Origin of the sequence: Variovorax sp. YR634, from assembly GCF_900106655.1 — a bacterium.
Lineage (GTDB): Bacteria > Pseudomonadota > Gammaproteobacteria > Burkholderiales > Burkholderiaceae_C > Variovorax.
The window spans coordinates 37,966-60,519 of the sequence record NZ_FNOL01000022.1; the positions used below are offsets into that span (position 1 = coordinate 37,966).

Annotated in this window: 22 protein-coding genes; 8 read left to right on the forward strand and 14 right to left on the reverse strand. The window is 63.7% G+C overall.

Annotation, left to right across the window (positions count from 1 at the left end):
* The first annotated feature begins 1 nt into the window (after position 1).
* On the forward strand, positions 2–949 hold the full coding sequence (locus tag BLV60_RS27470; RefSeq protein WP_093058466.1) for a CobW family GTP-binding protein: 948 nt from the start codon (positions 2–4) through the stop codon (positions 947–949).
* A gap of 51 nt (positions 950–1,000) precedes the next feature.
* Positions 1,001–1,462, forward strand: a complete 462-nt coding sequence (locus BLV60_RS27475) for a GNAT family N-acetyltransferase (RefSeq protein WP_093058530.1) — start codon at positions 1,001–1,003, stop codon at positions 1,460–1,462.
* 25 nt (positions 1,463–1,487) lie between these two features.
* On the opposite strand, the gene BLV60_RS27480 is transcribed toward BLV60_RS27475, so the two are convergent.
* The gene (locus BLV60_RS27480; RefSeq protein WP_093058531.1) at positions 1,488–1,829 is read right to left on the reverse strand and encodes a hypothetical protein; all 342 of its coding nucleotides are present in this window, start codon (positions 1,827–1,829) and stop codon (positions 1,488–1,490) included.
* A gap of 245 nt (positions 1,830–2,074) precedes the next feature.
* On the opposite strand from BLV60_RS27480, the gene BLV60_RS27485 reads away from it, so the two are divergent.
* The gene (locus BLV60_RS27485; RefSeq protein WP_093058467.1) at positions 2,075–3,976 is read left to right on the forward strand and encodes a GspE/PulE family protein; all 1,902 of its coding nucleotides are present in this window, start codon (positions 2,075–2,077) and stop codon (positions 3,974–3,976) included.
* Positions 3,977–4,010: 34 nt separating this feature from the next.
* Here the strand turns inward: BLV60_RS27485 and BLV60_RS27490 are convergent, their stop codons facing one another.
* Positions 4,011–5,636, reverse strand: coding sequence for a phospholipase D family protein (locus BLV60_RS27490; protein ID WP_256329608.1), 1,626 nt, complete (start codon positions 5,634–5,636; stop codon positions 4,011–4,013).
* Positions 5,637–5,825: 189 nt separating this feature from the next.
* Here BLV60_RS27490 and BLV60_RS27495 point away from each other — a divergent pair, with 189 nt between their 5' ends.
* Positions 5,826–7,562, forward strand: coding sequence for a YadA family autotransporter adhesin (locus BLV60_RS27495; protein ID WP_093058468.1), 1,737 nt, complete (start codon positions 5,826–5,828; stop codon positions 7,560–7,562).
* 71 nt (positions 7,563–7,633) lie between these two features.
* Here the strand turns inward: BLV60_RS27495 and argC are convergent, their stop codons facing one another.
* Entirely contained in the window at positions 7,634–8,560 is a 927-nt protein-coding gene (gene argC, locus BLV60_RS27500) for an N-acetyl-gamma-glutamyl-phosphate reductase (RefSeq protein ID WP_093058469.1), read from the reverse strand.
* A gap of 82 nt (positions 8,561–8,642) precedes the next feature.
* Between argC and BLV60_RS27505 the strand changes: the two genes are divergently transcribed.
* Entirely contained in the window at positions 8,643–9,533 is an 891-nt protein-coding gene (locus BLV60_RS27505) for a LysR family transcriptional regulator (RefSeq protein WP_093058470.1), read from the forward strand.
* Between the two features lie 29 nt (positions 9,534–9,562).
* Here the strand turns inward: BLV60_RS27505 and BLV60_RS27510 are convergent, their stop codons facing one another.
* The 4 genes from BLV60_RS27510 to BLV60_RS27525 all read right to left on the reverse strand — a co-directional run bounded on the left by BLV60_RS27510 (position 9,563) and on the right by BLV60_RS27525 (position 12,804).
* Positions 9,563–9,853, reverse strand: coding sequence for a DUF1330 domain-containing protein (locus BLV60_RS27510; protein ID WP_093058471.1), 291 nt, complete (start codon positions 9,851–9,853; stop codon positions 9,563–9,565).
* 82 nt (positions 9,854–9,935) lie between these two features.
* Complete coding sequence (locus tag BLV60_RS27515; protein ID WP_093058472.1) at positions 9,936–11,204, reverse strand: TCR/Tet family MFS transporter; 1,269 nt, start codon at positions 11,202–11,204, stop codon at positions 9,936–9,938.
* A gap of 7 nt (positions 11,205–11,211) precedes the next feature.
* Positions 11,212–12,198 (reverse strand): glycosyltransferase family 2 protein, encoded by a 987-nt coding sequence (locus tag BLV60_RS27520; RefSeq protein ID WP_093058473.1) that lies wholly within the window; start codon positions 12,196–12,198, stop codon positions 11,212–11,214.
* A 249-nt stretch (positions 12,199–12,447) separates the two neighbouring features.
* A complete protein-coding gene (locus BLV60_RS27525) occupies positions 12,448–12,804 on the reverse strand; it encodes a hypothetical protein (protein ID WP_093058474.1) in 357 nt (118 codons plus the stop codon).
* A gap of 900 nt (positions 12,805–13,704) precedes the next feature.
* Between BLV60_RS27525 and tuf the strand changes: the two genes are divergently transcribed.
* On the forward strand, positions 13,705–14,898 hold the full coding sequence (tuf, locus tag BLV60_RS27535) for an elongation factor Tu (protein WP_218132254.1): 1,194 nt from the start codon (positions 13,705–13,707) through the stop codon (positions 14,896–14,898).
* Positions 14,899–14,959: 61 nt separating this feature from the next.
* On the opposite strand, the gene BLV60_RS27540 is transcribed toward tuf, so the two are convergent.
* Both BLV60_RS27540 and BLV60_RS27545 read right to left on the reverse strand, forming a co-directional pair.
* Positions 14,960–15,400 carry a VOC family protein gene (locus BLV60_RS27540; protein ID WP_093058534.1) on the reverse strand — a complete coding sequence of 147 codons (441 nt, stop codon included), beginning with the start codon at positions 15,398–15,400 and terminating at the stop codon, positions 14,960–14,962.
* A 561-nt stretch (positions 15,401–15,961) separates the two neighbouring features.
* Positions 15,962–16,291, reverse strand: coding sequence for a 1-deoxy-D-xylulose-5-phosphate synthase (locus BLV60_RS27545; protein ID WP_093058476.1), 330 nt, complete (start codon positions 16,289–16,291; stop codon positions 15,962–15,964).
* Positions 16,292–16,659: 368 nt separating this feature from the next.
* On the opposite strand from BLV60_RS27545, the gene BLV60_RS27550 reads away from it, so the two are divergent.
* Positions 16,660–16,911 (forward strand): hypothetical protein, encoded by a 252-nt coding sequence (locus tag BLV60_RS27550; RefSeq protein WP_093058477.1) that lies wholly within the window; start codon positions 16,660–16,662, stop codon positions 16,909–16,911.
* A 37-nt stretch (positions 16,912–16,948) separates the two neighbouring features.
* Here BLV60_RS27550 and BLV60_RS27555 read toward each other — a convergent pair whose 3' ends face one another.
* From BLV60_RS27555 to BLV60_RS27580, 5 genes are all read right to left on the reverse strand, one after another.
* Entirely contained in the window at positions 16,949–17,710 is a 762-nt protein-coding gene (locus BLV60_RS27555) for an SDR family oxidoreductase (RefSeq protein ID WP_093058478.1), read from the reverse strand.
* 365 nt (positions 17,711–18,075) lie between these two features.
* Entirely contained in the window at positions 18,076–18,801 is a 726-nt protein-coding gene (locus BLV60_RS27565) for a DUF6348 family protein (protein ID WP_093058480.1), read from the reverse strand.
* A 96-nt stretch (positions 18,802–18,897) separates the two neighbouring features.
* On the reverse strand, positions 18,898–19,344 hold the full coding sequence (locus tag BLV60_RS27570; protein WP_093058481.1) for an SRPBCC family protein: 447 nt from the start codon (positions 19,342–19,344) through the stop codon (positions 18,898–18,900).
* Between the two features lie 45 nt (positions 19,345–19,389).
* Positions 19,390–20,409 (reverse strand): GNAT family N-acetyltransferase, encoded by a 1,020-nt coding sequence (locus BLV60_RS27575; protein WP_093058482.1) that lies wholly within the window; start codon positions 20,407–20,409, stop codon positions 19,390–19,392.
* A 28-nt stretch (positions 20,410–20,437) separates the two neighbouring features.
* Positions 20,438–21,232 (reverse strand): AraC family transcriptional regulator, encoded by a 795-nt coding sequence (locus BLV60_RS27580; RefSeq protein WP_093058483.1) that lies wholly within the window; start codon positions 21,230–21,232, stop codon positions 20,438–20,440.
* Between the two features lie 69 nt (positions 21,233–21,301).
* Between BLV60_RS27580 and BLV60_RS27585 the strand changes: the two genes are divergently transcribed.
* Positions 21,302–22,549 (forward strand): MFS transporter, encoded by a 1,248-nt coding sequence (locus tag BLV60_RS27585; protein WP_093058484.1) that lies wholly within the window; start codon positions 21,302–21,304, stop codon positions 22,547–22,549.
* Positions 22,550–22,554: the final 5 nt, after the last annotated feature.

Sequence of the window (22,554 nt, forward strand, 5' to 3'; positions counted from 1 at the left end):
CATGACGCCGAAGAAGAAGCGCCTGCCGCTCACCGTCATCGGCGGCTTCCTGGGCGCGGGCAAGACCACGCTGCTCAACCGCTGGCTGCGCGAGGCGAACGGCCTGCGCATGGCGGTGCTGGTGAACGACTTCGGCGCCCTCAACATCGACGCCGGACTCATCGCCGCCACGCACGGCGACACCACCGCGCTGACCAACGGCTGCGTGTGCTGCCAGATCGGCGACGACCTGGGGCGGGCGCTGGTGGACGTGATCGAGGCGAAGACGCCCTTCGACGCGGTGGTGATCGAGGCCAGCGGCGTGTCAGACCCGTGGCGCATCGCGCAGATCGGCATGGCCGCGCCGGAGCTGAGCCTCGAAGGCGTGATCGTGCTGGTGGATGCGAGTGCGGTGGCGCAGCAGTCGGCAGACCCGCTGCTGGCCGACACGCTGGTGCGGCAGCTGAAGTCGGCCGACCTCGTGGTGGTGAACAAGGCCGACCTTGCGTCCGCCGAGGCGCTCGCTGCGGCCAGAGCGTGGGTCGGTGCGACGGCGCCGGGCACGCCATGCATCGAGACGACGGAATCGGCGGTGCCGCTGGCGCTGCTGTCGGGGCTGCCGCATGCGGATGTGGCTCCGCATGTCTGCGGTCATGACTGTCACGATCACCACGGTCATGACAACCCCGATCACGGATCGTTGTTCCAGACGTGGAGCGCGCTGCCCCAAGCCGCGATTCCCGCCGCCACGCTGCGCGCCTGGCTGCGCGAGGTGCCACCCGGTGTGCTGAGGCTCAAAGGCTTGCTGCGCACTGGCGACGGCGAATGGTCGGAGGTGCAGTTCGCCGGCCGTCACGGCAGCTTGCGCAAGGCCGCGCCGCCCGCCGATGACACGCGCCCCGGCGTTGTCGCCATCGGCCTGCGCGGGCAGTTGCCTGAAGAAGCGCTGAAGGAGTTCTTCGCGCCCTGAGCCGGGTCATGTTGCAATCGCATGTCTTTCAACGTGCAGACCACCGACGCCATGACCTCCTCCCTCCTGATTCGCTCGCCGACGCCGCAAGACTACGCGGCATGGAAGCCGCTCTGGGATGGCTACAACGCCTTCTATGGACGCGAGGGTGCGACCGCGCTCGCCGATGAAATCACGCAAGCCACCTGGCAGCGCTTCTTCGATGCCTACGAGCCGGTGCACGCGCTGGTCGCCGAGCGAGATGGCCAGCTGGTCGGGCTCACGCACTACCTCTTTCACCGCAGCACCACGCGCCTGGAGCCGACCTGCTATCTGCAGGACCTGTTCACGCTGCCGTCAGAGCGTGGGCGTGGCGTTGGCCGCCAGCTCATCCAGGGCGTGTACGAGCGCGCAAAGGATGCAGGCGTGCATCGCGTGTACTGGCAGACGCACGTGACCAACACAGCCGGCCGCACGCTCTACGACAAGGTCGCGACGCACGATGGGTTCATCGTGTACGGCACGCTGGTCTGAGCCCGTGGGGCCTTCGGTACCCGACTCAGTACTTGATGGTGACGCCGGCCTTCACGCCGTTGTTGTTCTTGCCGTCCGACGACAACCCGCCCGAGAGCGACAGATTGCCGCCGGTGCTTCCGCCCAGCGAGTAAGTAGGCCGTGGCATGGAGGTGTCGGTACCGATGTAAGTGCCGCTGCCATCGGGCCGCAGCACGCCGACCGTGCCCCCCTTGACGGTGGCCGATGTCTCGGTCGGGTTGACGTTGGGCGCGACGTAGACGGAGCCCTTCTCGTCGCTGTCGACGGGCACCTTGACGGGCTCGGCCTGTGTGGAAGCGCCGAGCGCGCTCAGCCCCAGGGTCGTTGCAAGGATCAATTGACGCATCGCGGCCATGTTTGGGCAGATGGCGGGCAATCCGCGTAGGACTAAAGGAGATTCGGGGTGCGAACCACGGCCGAGAAGGTGTCGCCCCCGGCGAGGGGCGGGCGAAGCGACACGAAGTGCGCGAAGCCTTGGGGGGCATTTCATTACAGCATTGAGAACTTGTGTACTCAAGGGTCAAGCTGGTGGCAAGTGCATCGATCACGCTCTACGATTGCCTGTCCGCAATCCAGACAGGAGATCGCCCCATGCCCCCCATCGAAGTCGTCATGCCCGAGCAGTTGCATAGCGCGCTCGAAGCCCAGAGCCGCACACCGATCGCACGCATCGGCGAAGCGCTGACATCGCTGGGCATGATCACCGACGAGCAGCTTCGCGCGGGGCTGGCGCAGCAAAAGCTGGAGCCCACCGTGCCGCTGGGCGAGACGCTGGTGCGCATGGGCGTAGTGAGCCGCGGCCAGCTGCAGACCGCGCTGGTGCGCAAGATGGGCTACCCCCTCGTCAACCTGCATCTGTTTCCCGCTGCTGCCGAGGCGTTGCGCAAGCTTCCGTATGCGGTATCGCGCCGCCTGCAGGTGATGCCGCTGATGCTGCACGAAGGGCGCCTCGTCGTAGCGATCGACGACCCGACCAGCCGGCATTCGGCACTCGACGAAGTGGAGTTCATCGCCCAGATGAAGGTCACGCCAGTTGTCGGGCAATGCCTCGACCTCGACGGCGTGCTGCGAGCGGTGTACGAAAAGATCGGCGAGCACACGGCCTCCGCTCCCGGCGTCTTCTCGTCCAGCCTCGATCCCAGCCAGCCGCTCGATTTCGACATGGCCGGCACCAGCGAACTGCTGCAGACGCTGGAGAAAGAAGGCCCCGCCGCGCCCACTTCCGACGCGCCGATCGAGCAGTCTGACAACTCCCTTGTGCGCATGATCAACAGCATGATCCTCGAGGCGCATCGCGAGGGCGCGTCGGACATTCACATCGAAAGCTACCCCGGCCAGGAAAAAACCCGCATCCGCTTTCGCCGCGACGGCCTGCTCTACACCTACCTGGAGCTGCCGCCGAGCTACCGCAACGCCATCGTCGCTCGCGTGAAGATCATGTGCGACCTGGACATCAGCGAAAAGCGCAACCCGCAGGACGGGAAGATCAACTTTGCGAAGTACTCGCCGCAGCACCGCATCGAATTGCGCGTGGCAACCATTCCCACCAACAATGGCCTCGAAGACGTGGTGATGCGCATCCTGGCATCGGCCAAGCCCATTCCCATGAGCGAGCTGGGCCTGTCGCCGAACAACCTTGCGCAGCTGACCAAGGCCGTCGAGCGCCCCTACGGCATGGTGCTGTGCGTGGGCCCCACGGGCTCGGGCAAGACGACGACGCTGCACTCGGCGCTGATGCACATCAACACGCCGGAGCGAAAGATCTGGACGGCGGAAGACCCGGTCGAAATCACGCAGGCCGGGCTGCGGCAGGTGCAGATCAATCCGCGCATCGACTGGACCTTTGCCAAGGCGCTGCGCGCCTTCGTGCGCGCCGACCCGGACGTGATCATGGTCGGCGAAATTCGCGATGAGGAAACCGCGAAGACCGCCATCGAGGCCTCACTGACCGGCCACCTCGTGCTGTCGACCCTGCACACCAACAGCGCGCCCGAAACCGTGACCCGACTGCTCGACATGGGCATGGACCCGTTCAACTTCGCAGACTCTCTGCTGGCCGTTCTCGCGCAACGGCTGGTGCGCCGCCTTTGCAAGCAATGCATCAGCAGCAAGCCCGCAAGCCCGGAGATCGTCGACGAACTGCTGGACGACTACATGCACGCCTTCGGCGCGCAGCAGCACGATGCGGCCCAGCGCCAGGCGGTGCGAAGCGACTGGGTGCAGCGGTACGGCCGCGACGGACACCTGCACACCTACACCAGCACCGGCTGCAAGCATTGCGGCGACACCGGCTTCAAGGGGCGCGTGGGTATCCACGAACTGATGACCATGTCGAAGACGCTGCGCCGCCTGGTGCAGACCGGCGCACGCGCGGAGGAGCTCCAGCAGGCTGCCCTGCAGGAAGGCATGCGCACGCTGCGGCAGGACGGCATCGAGAAGGTGCTGGCCGGGCACACCACCATCGAGGAAGTGCGCGCCACCAGCAACGTGTAAGAGCGGTAAGGGCGAGCCCGCGAACGCAGAGCCGCTACAGCTGGCTCTGCGGAATGAACGGCGCGATCAACCGCAGCTTGAAGCGCTGCCACGCCGAGGTTTCGGGCGGCACGTCGTAGGCCGTTTCCTTGCCGTCCTCGTCTTCTTCTACCCACTCGACGTTCCGGCCGGTGGCGTCGAGCCGCAAGCGGTAGGAGCTGCCCGCATCCGCGAAGCTCAGCAGCTGCCGCGCCATCTCGGGGCTGTCGATGATCACGCCCAGTTCGGTGTTGAGCCGGGCCGAGCGGGGGTCGAGGTTCATCGAGCCGAGGAACACCTGCTTCTGGTCGACGATGCCGTTCTTCATGTGCAACGCGCCCGTGCGGTGGCCGAAGATGCCGTACTTGCCGCGCTTCACGCTCAGCGTGGGGCTCAGCTCGTAGATGGTCACGCCGGACTTGAGCAGTTCGTGGATGTGCGGCCAGTAGCCCACGTACACCCATGGCTCGTCGGTGGACGCAAGCGAGTTGGTGACCAGCGACACGCTGATGCCCTCGGCCTGCGCCCGCGCCAGGTTGGCCACGGCCGCATCGGACGGAACGAAATACGGCGACACCATCTTGATGCTGGAGCGCGAAGTCTCGAACCAGCGGATGACGCCTTCGGTCACCGTGCCCTTGATGGAGTTCTCGCGCTCGTTCAGGCCCTCGGTCTTGGTGAGCGGATCGAACAGCACGCGCGCATTGGCCCACAGTAGCGGGCTCAACTGGTGCTCGGCCAGCTCGAAAGGCAGGTTCAGCATGGGCACCATGTCGAGCGGCACGACGGAAGGCTCGTTTGCGCTGGCGTTGAGGATCTTGCCGTCCAGCGGGATTCGGAACGCCTCGGGCGGCTTTGCCGTGGCGGTGAGCGCTTCGAAGTTCTGCTGCAGTTGCGCGGGTGTCAGCGTGCTGCGGGCGATCTGGCCCACGGGGTAGACGACTTCGCTGTTCCAGTAGTGGTCGAACTCGTTCGACAGTTCGCGCACCACCGGGCCGGCCGCGAAGACGTCCATGTCGACGAAGTTGCTGCCGGCGGCATTCATCACGTATTCGTCTGCCATGTTGCGACCGCCCGCCACTGCCGCGGCGTTGTCGGCCACGAACAGCTTGTTGTGCATGCGCCGGTTGATGCGGTCGAAGTCCAGGCCCGAGCTGATGAAGCGCGTCACGTCGCTGCCGCGCCCGCCCGGAAACGGGTTGAACAGGCGCACCTGCACGTTCGGATAGCTGGCGAGCGCCAGCAGCAGATCGTCTTCGCCGGTGGTGTAGAGGTCGTCGACCAGCAGCCGCACGCGCACTCCGCGCAGCGCGGCGTCGCGTAGCTCGCGCATCAGGGCGCGGCCCGTGTTGTCCGCGGCCAGCAGGTAGTACTGCACGTCGAGGCTGCGGGTGACGAGCTTCGCCATTGCGATGCGGGTGGCGAAGGAAGTGGGGCCGTAGGGCAGGAGCTGGAAGCCCGAGCGGGCATCTGGGGGCAGCACCTTCTGCGTGATCGCGCTCAACGGCGTGGCCGAGAAATCGGCGATGGCGTTGACAGGCTGTTCCGGCACCCGGGGCGGCAGGCTGGAGCACGCGCTCATCAGCAGCGAGAAGGCAAGCGCCAGTGCGGCAGGCAGCGCACGCCAGCATGCAGTGATCATTTTTTCTACTCCCGGCTCGGTTGGCACATCACATCCCGTGCGAATGATCCGGCTGGGAGTATGACGCGCTCAACCTGACGCCGAGCCTTGCCGGAGCCGGATCTACCAGTTCTCGGGTATGGCTCTTCTGAAAACAAAAAGACACACTCGCCTGCGTTTTGTCTTATCCGTTTTTGCAAGGGAAGAACCATGCTCACTCGACTCCAGCTCTCGCGCCGGTACTTGCCGGCCGTGGCCCTGCTCACCATGGGAAGCGCTCACGCAGCGGGCTACGTGGCCGGTGACGCCGGCAACCCCGGCCCCAACCAGCCGGGCTGGACGAGCAGCAGCGGCGGTGGCGCAGCCACGGTCTCCGGAGATGGCGCCACCGCGATCGGAGCGGGCGGCGACGGCAGCAACGGAACCGCCGGCGGAACCGGCGGCACAGGTGGAGCGGGCGCCAGCGCAAACGCGAACGGCGCGACTGCCATTGGCGGCGGCGGCACCGCCGGGCAGGGGTTCGCGGGCGGCACGGGCGGCAATGGCGGCAGCGGTGCACAAGCTTCTGCCAGCGGCGCCATCGCCGTCGGGTCGGGAGGCCAGGGCACGGACGGCTGCTGCGGCTTCAGCGGCCAGGCGGGCGGCGGCGGCGCGCAGGCATCGGGCGTCTCGGCGGTCGCCATCGGCAGTGCCTCGGGCGCCAGCCAGGGCGCCGTGGCATCGGGCAACGGCAGCACCGCCATTGGCGGCGCCTACAACGGGTCATCCGGCGCGTCGGCGCTGGCCACCGGCAGCGTGGCCGTCGGCACGGGCAGCCAGGTTGCCAGTGGCGCGACCAATAGCGCAGCCATCGGCGCCAACTCGGTCGCCACCGCGGCAAACACCGTTTCATTCGGCTCGGCGGGCCAGACGCGCACCCTCGTCAACGTCAACGCCGGCGCGGTGAACGCCACGAGCACCGATGCCGTCAATGGCAGCCAGCTCTACACCGTGCAGCAGACCGCCTCGACTGCGCAGTCCCTCGCGCAGAACTCGGCGCAGTACGGCGCGGGCGGCACATCGCTGCAACTCAACGCCAACGGCGGCGCCGGCACCACCATCAGCAACGTGAGCGCGGGTCAGGCGACCACCGATGCAGCCAACGTCGGCCAGGTGCAGCAGGCACAACAGACCGCCATCACCACGGCCAACAACTTCACCGTGCAGCAGGTGACGGCGCTGCAGACGCTGATGAACCAGGCCCTGGCCAGCGGCGTGTGCGCGGTGGGCGCTGGCGGTGGCGTGGCCTGCGGCCCCGGCGCCAGTTCCACCGGCGCGGGCAGCACATCGATGGGCACCAACGCACAGGCCAACGGCGAGAACACCGTGGCCATCGGCAACGGGGCGCAAGCCAGCAATGCGGGCTCGGTCGCCATCGGTGCCGGCGCCAAGGCGCTGGCCGACCCAACCACCGCAGTAGGCAACAACGCCATCGCCACCGGCAACAACGCCGTGGCGCTGGGCGCCAACACATTGGCCTCGGGCAGCAACGCGGTCGCACTGGGCCAGGGCTCCGTGGCGGAGCGCGACAACACCGTGTCGGTGGGCAATGCCGCCACCGGTCAGTTGCGCGGCATCACGAATGTCGCGCCGGGGGTGCTGGGCACTGACGCAGTCAACGTCAATCAGCTGCAGCAGGCAGTGAGCAACGCGACCAGCCAGGCCAATGCATTTGCTGCGCAGGGCGTGGCCGCTGCGCTGGCCATGCCGTCGATGCCAATGCTGCCGGTGGGCAAGAAATGGATGGGCGCTGCGGTTGGCAACTATGCGGGTGCATCGGCTGTCGGCTTCGCGTTTGGGTATCAGGTCAATGACAACCTGAATCTGGGGGTGGGGGTTTCGACGGCTACGAGCAGTGGGAGCAATAACAGGGTTGCGGCTCGGGTGCAGGCGGGGTATGCGTGGTGAGAGATGTGGAAAGAAGGACCCACAACAATCCGGCTGCGTGAGCCATATCCCTTTCGAATTCACAAAGTGGACTACGAAGCGCTCGCCATCAATCGCAGGTTCTGCACGGCCGCGCCCGCAGCACCTTTGCCCAGATTGTCGAGAACTGCGCTCAAGACGATCTGACCCGTGCGTTCATTGAATGCAACAGCCAGACTCATGTCGTTCGAGCCGTTGTGGACTTGCGGATCCAGTTCGGCCATTGGCGCGGCGGAAGACATCGGCAGCACGCGCACATGCGCCGCATCGCGGTATCGTTCCGCAAGGCATTCGTGGATGCGCACGCCCGAAGCATCAGAGGGAAGCATCCGCGCGTGCAATCCGATGGTGAGCACGATGCCCTGCCGGTAGCTGCCATAGGCCGGCACGAAGATGGGCCGCTGCGCCAAGCCGCCATAGGCCTCGATTTCCGCGACGTGCTTGTGCTCGAGTGCAAGGCCATAGACCTTCAGCGAATGCGCTCCTGCGCCCCCAGCTGCGGCCTCATGCGCTTCCGCCCCCACCCTGCCCTGACCCGAATAGCCTGAGACGGCATGGATGACAAGCGGATAGTCGGTGGGCAACAGGCCCGCATCCGTCAACGGTCGCAGCAGGGCGACCGCGGCGGTGGGATAGCAGCCCGGATTCGTGACCCGCGGTGCCGAGGCGATACGTTCGCCTTGCTGTGCATCGAGCTCCGGCAGGCCGTAGACCCAACCCGGACTGGTGCGGTGGGCCGAGCTGGCGTCGATGACGCGCACGGCAGGGTTCTCGATCATCGCCACCGCGTCGCGCGCCGCGGCATCGGGCAGGCAAAGGATTGCGATGTCGCACTCGTTGAGAGCGGCCCGGCGGGCAGCCGCATCCTTGCGCAGGCTTGTCGGCAATGTGCGGATGCGAAATTCCCCGCCCCGCAGGCGGTTCTGCAGGTCAAGGCCGGTGGTGCCCTGGTCGCCGTCGATGAAGATATTGAGGTCCATGGAGCGCGATCGTAGGGATACGACCTCGATGGCTCCAGCTAAATATATGGAACCCCAGATTAAGAAAAGTTAAATTAGCGATATGCGGGAACTGAGCCTTGACCATCTGCGCACCCTTGTCGCCATCGCCGACCTCGGGTCTTTGGCCAATGCTGCGCGCGCCCTTCACCTGGCGGCACCCACCGTCACCGTTCAGATCGCGGAACTGGAGTCGCGCCTGGGTGGCCAGTTGCTCGTTCGCGGGCGGGGGCCCGCGCAAGCGACTGCCTTGGGAGAGCGCTTCATCGCGCGTGCCCGCAGGTTGCTGGCGGACGCGGACGACGCAGTGGAGGACGTTCGACGTCAGCTCGCAGGCCAAACGGGCCGCGTGCGGGTGGGAGCCTCGACGGGCGCCATTGCGCACCTGCTGCCGCCCGCGCTCGAACGTCTTGCCCGGAACCATCCCGGCATCGACGTGAACGTGCAGGTGCTGACCTCCAACGACAGCATGGCCCGGCTCGCCGCAGGCAGCCTCGACCTGGCGGTCGTGGCGCTGCCGCAGGCGCCTGTGCGCGGTGTTCATGTCACTCCGCTGCGGCGCGAGTCTGTCGTCGCCTTTCTGCCGGCGGACTGGAAAGCACCCAAGCGGCTTACCCCGCAGTGGCTGGCCCAGCGACCGCTGATCATGAACGACTCTTCCACGCGTCTCTACCGGCTGACCGCGGAATGGTTCTCTGCGGCTGGCGTCCATTGCCGGCCGCGCATCGAGCTCAACTACAACGATGCGATCAGGACACTGGTCGCCGCTGGCTACGGAGCGGCCTTGCTGCCGGAGGAATCGCACGAGCCCGCGCGTGATCCTCGCATCGCCGTTCGCCCGCTCAGCCCGGCTCTATGGCGGCAGCTCGGTCTAGCGGTCAGCGACCGGGGTGCCAGCGGACCGACACGTTTCGTCCTGGAGGCGTTGCTGCCAGAGAAGGATTCGGCTGCTTGAGTCAGCACCGGGCCCTGGCCCGCGGTTGCTCAGACCCCTTCGATGATCCGTAGATCCCGTTCGGCGCCGTCGCCCAATGCGGCAAGCGCAGCTTGGTAGTCAGGGCTGTCATGTGCGGATGTAGCTTGCTCGAGGCTGTCGAACTCGATCAACACGGTGCGTTCGGACAGACCGAACTCGTAGACCTTGGCGGGCAGGCCACGCGCCAGAAAGCGCCCACCGCCAGCAGTGATCGCTGGGCCGGCCAGTTTTGCGTAGGCCGCAAGTTTGTCGGCGTCCTTGATGGCACGGTACGCACTGACCCAATAGGCTTTTGCCATGGTGACTTCTCTCTTGTTGCTGAATGAACAATATAGCTTCCGCTGCCCATGACCTTGCCGAGGCACGGCCGAGAAGGCCGTGCTAGGTCGGCTCGACTACCGCTGCTGTTGCGTCCACCGCCACCGTCGGCCGTGCGTAGCGCCACGCGATCAGCGCGCCGATGCCCAGGAACACCGCGGCAATGAAAAAAGGCGCGCCTGGCAAATGCACCGGTGCGTCCGCCCCGATGAAATAACCGAAGCTGCCGGCGAACGTCGCTGGCCCGACGATACCTGCCACCGACACCAGGCTCGTCAACGCGCCCTGAACGCGACCCTGCTCACTCGCGTCGACCTGCCTGGTGAGCAGCGTCTGCGCCGCCGGTCCGGCGACCGTCAACAACGTGCCGAACGGTAGCGCAGCCACAAGGACCCAGCCGACATCGGCGAAGCCGTAGATGACGAAGCCGAGCACGCCGCAACCCAGCCCGAACAACAGGGTGCGGTGCTCGCCGAAGCGCTTCACGCCCGGCCCGATCAACAGCACGTTGACCAGCACACTGAGCACGCCTACCAGTCCGAGCACCCAACCCACCGCGTCTTCTTTCCAGCGGTATTGATAGTCGGCGAACAGCACGAACACGCTGGGATAGACATACTGCGCGAGGTTGACAAGGAAGATCACCGCCGCCAGCCCGAACACCTGCGGGTAGCGCTTCAACAGCACCAGCGATCCGATCGGATTGGCGTGCGACCAGTCAAACTTCCGGCTGCGCCGTTCCGAGGGCAGCGACTCCGGCAACACGAACCATCCGTAGCAGAAGTTGAGCATGGTCAGGCCGGCCGCGAACCAGAACGGCAAGCGTGAATCGATGTGGCTCAGTTGCCCGCCGAGCACCGGCCCGAGCACCAGGCCCACACCGAACGCCGCGCCCACTATGCCGTAGCTCTTGGCGCGCTCCTCCGGCGACGTCACATCGGCGATGTAGGCATTGGCTGCAGTAAGGCTGGCCGAGAACACGCCGGACACCACCCGGCCAATGAACAGCCACGGCAAGCTGTTGGCCAGGGCCATGAACACAAAGTCCACGGCCAGCCCCAGGCACGACAGCAAGATCACAGGTCGCCGCCCGAAGCGATCGGACAAGGCGCCCTGAATCGGCGAGCAGATGAACTGAATAGCCGCAAACGCCGTGCCGAACACTGCGATCCAATACGCCGCTGTTGCAGTACTGCCGCCAGCGAGGCGCTCCACCAGATGCGGCAGACCAGGAAGAATCAACCCGAACGCGAGGAAGTCGATCAGCACGGTCACGAATATGAAAGCGAGCGCGGCGCGGCGGGCGCGGGGCGCTTGAAGGGTCGAGCTCATCGCGAGTTCAACCGCTGCGGCTCAGGTACTTGCTCATCCGGGGGCGCGCCTCGCGGATGCCGCCAAGCCGGCCGAGCAGACCGTCGAATAAGCCGACCATCAGTGCAATGCACTTTCTCAAACGATCGCGCTCGAAGATCAGCATGGGCAGGATCTGCTTCAGCGTGTAGACGTTGATGAACAGAATCGCGGGAAAGGCGCGCACGTGCGCCAGCGAGAGGTCGAGGGCATTGCGCGCAATGTAATAGCGGCGCACGGCCGAATAGTTGATGACGTAGATCTTCCAGCCGAACAGCGACTTCGCCTGGAGATCGCCGATCTGGTGCCGAAGCACGACCTGCGGATTCAGGTAGATCGGTACGTCGCAGTGCAGCGCGCGCATGCAGTAGTCGGTGTCGACGTGGTCGATCACGTAGCGCTCGTCGAAGCGACCTATCCTGGCCCAGGCCGCGCGCGAAATCAAAGAACCAGAAGAGATCAGGAAGGCGCAGCGAACCAGCGGTTCGGTGAAAGGCTTTCGCAGGTCGAACTGATAGACACGCTTGCCCTCGAGGCCGAATTGCGGAATCAGCGCGTCCAGGTTCGTGTCGTGGACGAGCGGGCCGATCAGGAAGGCAGCGCCCTCTTCGCTCTCGCCGGCATCGCCTGTGCCGCGATCGTGTTTCCTGTCTCGTGCTGCCACTGCGGCCTGGCACATGGCGTTGAAGTAGCCGGGCGGGAGCTCCGAATCCTGGTCGAGCAGAAAGAAGAGTTCAACGCCCCGCGCTTCGAGTTCGACGATGCCGCAGTTGAAGGCACCCGCGATGCCACCACGGTTGCCGTTGTGCAGCACGGGGATCTCCGCGTCGATGAGCGCGCGATGCCAGTCGCCCACTTCTGGCGTGTTGTCGACCACGCAAAGGCGCGGGCACGACTGCGCGAGTGAATGGAGATTCGTCAGTTGCCCGTCGGTGGGAAAATAGGTGACGACAACGGCACCGAACGAAAAGGACATCGCGATCTATCCAGAGTGACAGGCGTTCGGAGTGTGGGCCCGAACCGATGACAATTTCAAGCGTTGTTACGGGCGCGGATCGATATGCCGCTCTGGCGGTTGGTTTTGCGCAAAAGCGATGCGTGATCGAGCTCACCGAAGTACTAATCTGGTGCGGTGAATAGCGAGGTGAGGCTGCAAGAGTTCTTGTCTGCGTTCATAACAAAGTATGAATGCGGCTTCTAGGTCCGCTTGTGGCTCGAGAGCAGACTACTCCGCTGGCTCAAAGGGACCAAACTCCCGGTGGACTTCACCAGCTCGAATATCACGAGCCCACGTGTCGAACATTTCTTCGCCGACACCGCGTGCAAAGAACGTGACCGATGGGAATGCCAGCGAGACTTCTCGAAGCATTGCTATCAACGGTTCCGCATAGATGGAGTTGTAGCCCGGGCGATCAAGCCCTTTGCCTTCGGCAGACGCCCGCAGGTCTTTGAGCACATCCAGCGACCAACCATTGCCGACAACAAAGCTCTCGGCCGCTTCGGCGATCAGTTGAGGCGTAAGGCTTCCAGACGCGTAGTCAGCATCGTCCCATTGCAGTTCCAAGCGGGTGTAGTAGCTCATGGTTTTTTTCTCTCTAGTCAAAAAAGATCCCCAGAAAAGGGGGCTCATAGATATCCGTTCTTAGCCGACTGTAGCCAGTCACACCGCCGTCGCGAAGGGCGCGTTGCTGCCGCTCCCGATGCCCCGGTTCTCCGCGAAGAACCGATCGCTCAACCGGCCATCGTCCGCGAACTGAAAGGGGCGTTGACCTATGAGCCTGGCGCCTCTCTGGCGCGAGGCCGAAGGAACCGACGTGCTTCTGCGTCGATCTGTGCCACGGCGCCACGAATGCGGCTTGCCGACATTTGCGACGAAGCGCCGGGCAACTATTGCTGCGCGCGTGCAACGCTTCTGTTGCCGGATCGCTATAGCGGTGTTAGCCTCCGACCCCCAAAGATTAACCATCGCGCTGCGGCCAACAGCCAGCCGCACGAGAGACCCATGAAGCAGTTCCTGACCACGCCAGACGCATTGATGACCCGCACCGTTGCGGCGGCTTCGCTGCGCCCTTTTGGCACCGAATTGCTTTCCTAGAGCCCTTCCACCTGGAGGCTCGGCCTCCTGAGTTTCACAAGACCCGGTAGGCCTCAAGCCACCGGGTTTTTTGTTTTCTGCTTACCCAGTTGGAGATTTGGACATGAGCCCCGAACGAGAACTTACTTTCGCCGCGCGCGCTGCCAGCGCGGTGCTGTGCTTCGACTCCGCGGAGTGGTTCGTGTAGAGCCTCCAGGCCCTCGTGCGCCTGGAGGTCCATCCTTCAGGCAAGAAGAAAAGCCTGTCGGGTGGTCCACCCAGCAGGCTTTTTTTTTTCGCCCGCATGGCGGGCACCGCGAGTTTGGTGCGCGCGCACCGACAACCCGCCGACCGTTTCGCCTGGCCAGCGAATCGGATCGGTTTTTTACTCTCAAACTGGAGAAAACCATGATGAACAAGGTTCATGTGAATGTCGGAACCATCGGTCACGTCGACCATGGCAAGACGACGCTGACGGCTGCTCTTACCTTCGTGCAGGCCGCGCGCATTGGCGGCCGTGCGCTGTCCTATGGGCAGATCGACAACGCGAAGGAAGAGCGCGAACGCGGCATCACGATCAATACCTCGCACGTCGAGTACGAGTCGGACAGCCGTCATTACGCACACATCGACTGCCCCGGACATGCCGACTACATCAAGAACATGATCACCGGCGCCTCGCAGATGGACGGCGCGATCCTGCTGGTGGACGGCACCGAGGGCGCCGCACGGCAGACCATCGAGCATGTGCTGCTGGCGCGCCAGGTGAACGTCGGCCACATGGTGGTGTTCGTGAACAAGATGGACCTCATTGCGGAAAGTGACCGCGCGGACATCGAGCAGCTGATCGAAATGGAAATCGGCGCGCTGCTGGCTGCGCACGGATACCGCGATGCCCGCTTCGTCTTCGGCAGTGCGCTGAAGGCCTTGGCCGCCGCCGAGCGCGGCGACCTCGAAGGCGCCGACGTGCAATGCATCGTCGAGCTCGTGAACGCGTTGGACTCGTGCATTCCTGATCCGGTGCGCGACTACAGCGCGCCGTTCATGATGCCTGTCGAAGGCGTGCACACCATCACGGGCCGCGGCACCGTGGTCAGCGGCCGGGTCGAGCGCGGTGTGATCCGCGTCGGTGACAGCCTGGAGATCGTCGGGCTCAGTTCGGACGGCGACGAACAGGTGATCGTGACCGGCGTGCAGTCCTTCCACAAGGACGTCGCCGAGGCGCGAGCCGGCATGAACGTCGGCCTGCTGCTGCGAGGGGTCAAGCGCGACGATGTCGTGCGAGGCCAGGTTGTCGTGAAGCCCGGTGCGCTGAAGCCGTACCGGACGGGGCGTGCACAGATCTTCGTCCTCAGCAAGGACGAAGGTGGTCGCCATACCCCGTTCGGCTCAGGCTATCAGCCGCAGTTCTTCTTCGGCACGACCGACGTGACGGGTGTCATTCGCGTCGACACCGAGACCGGTCTGGTCGAGCCGGGCGCACAGGCGCAGATCAGCTTCGAGCTGAACAAGCCCGTGGCCATCGAGAACGGCATGCGGTTCGCAATGCGCGAAGGCGGCAAGACCGTCGGCGCAGGCATCGTGACCGAGGTGCTCGGCTGAAGGGCTGATGCCGCACTTGCCCCTGTCGTCTGCTTGTCAGGCGGCAGGGGCTTTTTTTGACCTAAACGCCACCGAGTTGCTCGGCAAGCCCGACGATGATGCCCTCTGGCCCGCGAATATAGGCAAGCCGGTACGACTCCCCATACTGCATCTGGCCAATGAGTTCTGCGCCATGGGCCTGCATTCGCGCAACGACAGCATCAATGCCGTCGACGGCAAACATGATTCGACGAAGACCCAAGGTGTTCACTGGCGCATCCACAGGCCCGAACCGAACCGCATTCGGCGTGTGGAATTTGTCCAGTTCAATTCCCTGCCCATCGGGAGTCCGCAGCATCGCGAGAGTGGCTCTGACGTCTCCAAGCCCTATGAGGCTCCCGACAGAAGGCCCTTCAACCGTGGTTTGGCCCTCGAGCTCGAGGCCCAACTCTACAAAGAATGCCTTCACCACTTCGAGATCGTCGACAACGATCAGGATGTTGTCCATTCGCTTGACTGTCATGTACTTCGGTTCCTCTTTCAACGGTGTCGCGTATTTGGGGGAATTGGCGTCCAGGTCGAGCCAGGAGGATGACCTTACCGAGGAAACAGCCTACCCGGGAGTTGCCCTTGGCGACTGGCTGCTTCCGACCGGATTTCGCCTATAGCCCAGCGCACGCATGACTCACGACTGGAGATGTTTCGTTCGAGCCTACCTGCGGTTCTGCTTCCAGATCAACGCGGAAGATGCAGGAGTACGGCGGCCACAGGTTGTCTCTCTGACTTGAGCACTGCAGCATCGCCTTCTTGCTCGACGAATCCTCAGGGGCTGCAGTACAGGCATAGCCTTGCAGAGCCAACTTCTGAGCCAACTTTGAAGGCGGCTCGCCCTTGGATGCTGTCAAGACGGCGTCAAGCTTTTGACTTTCCCTCACTTCGATGGGAGCACATCCGCTTGTCATCAATAGCGCCGCGGAAAGAACTAGTGCCCGTCGAGCTATCGAGCCGGACTTCTGCATATTTGCTGCTGGCATGGTCTGAAGTTTGCTGCTTGGTAGAACCCCTGGGTCACACCTACCGGCGCTCACACGAGTTGCTTCTCACCCCCGCACAGCACCGCCTCCCCGCGAACCTTCAACCAATACTCGTCCCGAACGTCATCGTCTATGACGGGCCGAATGTGCGTCGCATAGAGGGCGTCCTTCCCATCTCGTCGAGGCCCCGAAATCCAATAGTGCTCACCGGTTTCAACGTCGAAATAGTTCGACTTGAAGCCGCTTCCCTTCAGGCTGCGAAAGGCCTTTCCTCCGTAGTACAAGGTTGCCCCCGACTTGGAACTGGTGACTCGACCGATGCGGGCCGGTCCTGTCAGGCCGCCCGACTTCGCTTCGATATACATGATTCGGCTCTTCATCAGGTCGTACTTCCGTTGTGAAGAAGTGGAAAAGAAACCCGACGCCACGACTTCGTTGTACTCAAACCCCCATTGTGGGCTGAAGAAAAGTTATTCCCGCAAATCGAGACTTCCTAGTGCATTTGCTTTTCCGCACCGCGCCGCTCTTCTCTAAAGTGAATGCCCTCGCAACCAAACACCCGCTATGCGGGCAAGGAAGACAGCACCAACAGCAATCCACATAAGCAAACCGCATCGCCTCACGGCGGGCCATCGACGCACCCGAGCACCGATGCAAACGTGAGGCACAAAAGGCGACGGCCAGGGTGCGGTAACACCCCAGCCGTCTAACCAAGTGACGTGCAAAACCTTAGAAGGACACACACCAAATGGCTAAACGAATTATGGCCCGGCCTCACACGCCGGCATCTCCCGACGCGACCGCTACCGAGAGCGGACCGGGTCCCTCGGATCGTCTGGAAAACAAGCTGGAGCAGTTGCAATCGCTGCTCTGGTGCCTGCATGGAGACGGCCGATGGGGCGAGCAGGAAGACTCGGAGCATCTGAACAACGTGCTCTGGCTCGCGGCGGAGTTGGCTCGAGAGGCAGCGGCGTTGTTTCAGGAGAGCCCGCGCTGTTGAGGCGAAGCCGCGCCACTGGCGCGGCCTCCCCCTCCAACTACGCCGCAGTCGGGTTCATGGCGGCAAAGGCAGCGTCGTAGCAGCCATCCCGCTCGGCCCAGCGCCGGGCCCTGTCGCGCTCGACCAGCACTTCGCCCCGGAGGTGGTCCTGCGACTCCAGCAGCTGCATGACCTCCGCCACGTACGCGGCAAGCGGCATGGCGCGCGGGTCGGATGCCTGGCTGTCGCCCGTGAGTTCCGTCTGCACATAGGGCGGCGCCAGTTCAAGCACTTCGACCGGAACATTGCGCAGCTGATGGCGCAGCGATTGAAGCCAGGAGTGCACGAATGCCTTGCTGGCGCAATAGGTCGGAAAATCGGCCCGGGGCACGAAGGCAAGGTTGGAGCTGGTCGCCATGATTGCCGCGTCTGGCTGCCTTTTCAGCAGCGGCAGGAGCGCCGCCGTCACACGCAGCACGCCCATGATGTTCGTCTCCACGATGGCCTGGGCGGCAGAAACACCCCAGTCGTCTACGGCCATGTTCTCCGCCCGCGAGATGCCGGCGTTGGCGACGAGCACATTGAGTTCGGGAAAGCGCGCACGAACGTCTTCGGCGAGACGAGGCAACGAAGCCGGGTCATCGAGATCGAGCGGCATCCCGACCATGCCCGGCCGGCCCGCCGTGATTTCATCGAGCAGGGCCTGCCGTCGCCCCGAGACGATGACGCGATTGCCGCGGTCGTAAAAAGCTTCGGCGAGCGCACGGCCGATGCCGCTGGTTCCGCCGGTGATGAGGATCGTGTTGCCGGTCATTTTCATGATTCGCTACTCCTTGTTGTGTTGAGGTCGTATGCAGGTGACGTGACAGCGCATTCGCCTCGTCCTTGAAAGGATCGGCGATGCGGCTTGTGAAAGGAAAAGATGGACGAGTCCAGCGCCAGTCGACCGAAGATCAGTGCGACAAGCGTGGCAACGGGGTCAGGATGAGGGAAGTGATGTCATGCCAAAGGCTCCTTTACTGCGTCGAGACACTCCCTGCTGGGATCCTCTCGACAAAGGACGCGTTGGATGACGGTAACGCCTACGACAGTGCCGTGGAGGCGACTGCGGGGGCGACTATAAGCGTGGCGCTGCGCTGTCGTCAATGCTTCATCAGTGCCGGCCTTTGACCGCCACTCCGGTAGTTACACCCCGCCGATCACAAAGAACAATTTCGCCATCGTAAATTCGCCGGAGACTGGCCACTTGAAGGCGGAGAGCCGTCGCGTAATGCGCTCGTCCTGCATGCCGTTGACCGTGAACGCCACCTGCTCCACCTTCCCCTTGACGATCAGGACAACCAGCTTCGCCCATTGCAGTTCCTTTGTCGGGGAGGTGTTCCGCAACTCCGCCGCGATCAACTGCTCGATCTGCTTCTGGGTGGCCTCATTGATCGACACACCCCGCTGCCCCCACTCGGACAAGAAAATCCGGCGCCGAGTGCCATTGATCTCCCATGCATCCTTTCTGACATGGGAGTCGGAATGATCGAAGAGCTCCGCGTAGATCGGGTGCAACGTCGTAAGACAGAAGTTCTGCAGCGAGTCTTTGAACGCGTCCTCGGCGCTGCTCCCTATGCCTGCGACGAAATCATCGAGCCGACGTCCATCCTTGAACGTGATGGAAACCCGGGATTCGACCGAGTACAACTTGCTGGAGGAAAACTCCTTTGCCTCATGGATCTCACCGTCGAGAAGTACCCCTTGCGCGGGGAAGAAAAGCCCATTCGGCTTCTTCTCGAATTTCGTGAAGTTGTGGGCCTTGAGCCAGAGTTCGAAATAGGAGTTGACGTACTCGCGCCCCTGTCCTGCGTGTGCCACGCTGCTCAATAACACGATGAGGGTTGCGAGAAGACGGATCACAGGGTGCATTGAATTACCCTTTCCCCTGAAGTTTTGACTAGCAAATTCTGGCCAGGTCGCAACGCCCTTCTCCAGAGGTGGCACCACAAGCTCAAAGCGGCCTCCTCAACCCGGAATACTCGGCTCGACCAACTGGGCCAGTGCCACAAGCGACTCCTGCCAGCCCAGGTAGCACATCTCGACAGGAATCACGTCGGGGATGCCCTCCTGCACAACGGACATTTCAGTGCCGCACGACACTGGAGTCAGCGTCACGGTGGTCTTCATGGTGCCAGGCAGATTGGGGTCGTCGAAAGTGGCGTCGTATGCAATGCGCTGGCCGGGGACGAGCTCCAGGTACTTCCCGCCGAACGAGTGGCTGTGGCCCGTACCAAAGGCGGTGAACGACATGCGCCAGGCGCCCCCGACCACGGGCTCCATGCTGTGGACTTTTCCGGTGAATCCGAACGGTGGCAGCCAGCGCTCGAAAGCACCGGGCTCCACGAAGGCACGGTAGAGCCGGTCCGGCGGAGTGCGCAGCACGCGGTGCAGACGAACGGTGTTGGTAGCCATGGTTGTGTTCTCCTGAAGTGAAGAGGATGAGCCTTGTTTCGAGGCTCACGGGAAGGAACGGCCCTGGTCGGCAGGCGCCTTTGCAATGAACGCCTGCTTGTCATTGCGATTGAAGCCGGCCGACTCGTAGAACTGGAAGGTCGCTTCATCCTTCCTGCCGGTCATCAGCATGACCTTGTAGCAGCCTTGCGACCACGCAAAGGACAAGGCCTCTGCAAGCACCGCCTTGCCATGTCCCTGCTTGCGATGGTCGGCGTGGGTCACCACGTTCTCGATCACGCCATAGGGCCTGCAACCGCGGGTGAGATTCGGGACGACGGTGAGGGTGCAGCTTGCAATGAGCTTTCCGGCCACATAGCAGCCGAAGTATTTGTAGCGCGGGTTGCCCAGCAGTTCCTGCCAGACGGCCTCGACAGTTGCGGCGTCGGGCAAGGGGTCATCGGCGTCGTGGAGATGCCTGTACAAGGCCAGAAGGCCCTCGAGTTCTGAAGCGCCAATTTGATGAACTTCCATACATCCTTCCTTTGTCGAGGCCTTTGGAATCTGCGCCTCTATCTCCTTGATCACGGCCTCTTTCTCCCGGTTGTAGACCTGGGGGTTGGCCGGGTCTACCGCATGGGCGCGATCCTTCGCTTCTTCGTACCTTCTGCGCAGATCCGGGCGGCGGCTGAGTATGTCGATGAAGGCCAGCGAATCCTTGTGAACAGGATCGCCGCGATGGCAGATGTGGATGTTGACGTTGAAGCGCCGCCCTTCATGTAAGACGGAGGCGCAGACATACGGCTTCTCATCCCTGTCGACCCAGACCGGCCGACGGTGGAAGCCGATGCGCTCGAACGCCCTCTGCTCTTCCCGAAGGTCATCGCGGGAGGTGATCGCCGTGATGTCGATCATCGGCTTGCCACGCAGTCCGACCACCGCCGTGCTCCCGATGTGCACGAGTTCCACGCTGGCCAAATGCATGCACACGTACTCCTTCACCCCGGCGAAGACTCGGGCGTATGCAAGGTCATACGGGACGATATTCCGGTGCTCAAGGCCTTCGTCGAATGCGTCGATCTTCATGGCTCGTTCCGATGATTACCGCGAGGACTCAGCCTTCGGCAAAGAACTGGCTGGGCGTCTGGTCGAATTGCTTGCGGAACATTGTGGCAAAGGCACTGGGGCTTTCGTAACCCAGCGCAAGGGCAACGTCGATGACTTTCTCGCCGGCCGCCAGCAGCTCCAGCGCTCGCAGCAGCCGAGCTTGCTGCCGCCATTGACCGAAGGTCATGCCGGTCTCGTTCACGAACAGGCGCTGGATGGTCTTCACGTTCACCGCAAGGCGCCGCGCCCAATCAGCCATGGTGGAGGAGTCGTCCAGTCGTTGCTGCAGCAGTTCGCAGATCTGCAGCAGCCGCGGGTCGGACGGCATGTGCAGGTGCAGCGGCAGCACCGGCAAGGCACGCAGCTCGTCCAGAATCAAGCGCATGACGCGACCGTCGCGGGTGCCGGGCACGTAAGGCTGCTGCACCTCCATGGCGGCTCGGATGAGTTCGCGCAGCAGGGGCGATATGCCCACGGCCCGGGTCTCGCCCAGCAGTTTGGGGGCGGCATCGGTCGCCACCTGCAGGCTGCGCATGTGCACTTCTCCGATGCAGCGGATCTCGTGGGTCATGCCGGCCAGCATCCAGATGGCGCGAGTGGGTGGCACCACCCAGCGGCCCGCCCGGGCCTGCACCACCATTACGCCGCGCACGGCATAGATCAACTGGTGCTTGGTGTGCGCATGCGGCTCTATGTACCAGCCGCTTGGGTAGTCCGTGGCCCGGCCGGTGACGGGCGTAGGTGCGTCGTCGATCTCCTTGAGCACCTGAGGCAGGGCCTTGGGCTTGCGAGATGAGTCCATGTCCTTTTCGCGAGGGTTTCTGGTGGATTGGCGCGAGACAGGCGCAGCGGTGCTTTCGATAATTCTCCCATGACAACCTCCGCAGCAGCATCCTTGGACGCCAGCGCCACGCCGACCGGCGCGGCCAGCGATCCGGCCTCTCTTTCTCAAAAATCCAAGCCGGCCTTCGGCATCCTCGCCGGCATCAGCAGCTCGCACATGATCAACGACATGATGCAGTCGCTGATCCTGGCGATGTATCCCATCCTGAAGGGCGAGTTCTCGTTGAGCTTTACCCAGATCGGACTGATCACGCTGACCTATCAGCTGACCGCATCGCTGCTGCAGCCGCTGGTGGGCCTGTTCACCGACCGCCGGCCGCAACCGTATTCGCTGCCCTTCGGAATGATGTCCACGCTGATCGGCCTGATGCTGCTGGCCTTCGCGCCCAGCTTCGGCTTCGTGCTTCTGGCCGCGGCATTCGTGGGCATCGGCTCGTCCATCTTCCATCCGGAGTCGTCGCGCATCGCGCGGCTGGCCTCGGGAGGGCAGCATGGCTTCGCGCAGTCGGTGTTCCAGGTGGGCGGCAATACCGGCACGGCCATCGGGCCGCTGCTGGCTGCTGCCGTCATCGTGCCCTTCGGCCAGCGCAGCGTGGCCTGGTTCGGGTTGGCGGCATTGCTGGGCATCGTCCTGCTGCTGCAGGTGAGCCGCTGGTATGCCGCGCACCATGTCGCCACGGCCGGCCGCAAGAAGCCGGCCGCCGCGGCGCCGTATCCGCCCAAGGTGGTGATGGGCGCCATCGCGGTGCTACTGGTGCTGATCTTCTCCAAGTACTTCTACGTAGCGGGCATCAGCAGCTTCTATACGTTCTACCTGATGGAGCGCTTCGGCCTGACGGTGCAGAACGCGCAACTGCACCTGTTCTTCTTCCTCTTCGCCTCGGCGCTGGGCACGCTGCTCGGTGGGCCCGTTGGTGACCGCATCGGCCGCAAACCGGTGATCTGGGTGTCCATTCTTGGCGTGGCACCGTTCGCGCTCCTGCTGCCGCACGCCGATCTGTTCTGGACCACGGCGCTGACCGTCGTGATCGGACTCGTGCTGTCCTCGGCCTTCTCGGCAATCCTGGTCTATGCGCAGGAACTGATGCCGGGCAAGGTGGGCATGGTGTCGGGGCTGTTCTTCGGCTTCGCGTTCGGAATGGGCGGGCTGGGCGCCGCAGTGCTGGGCATCTTCGCGGACCACACCAGCATCGCCTTCGTCTACCAGACCATCGCCTACCTGCCCCTGCTGGGCGTGGTGGCGGCTCTGCTGCCCAGGGGCACCCGGCGGGACTGAACGTT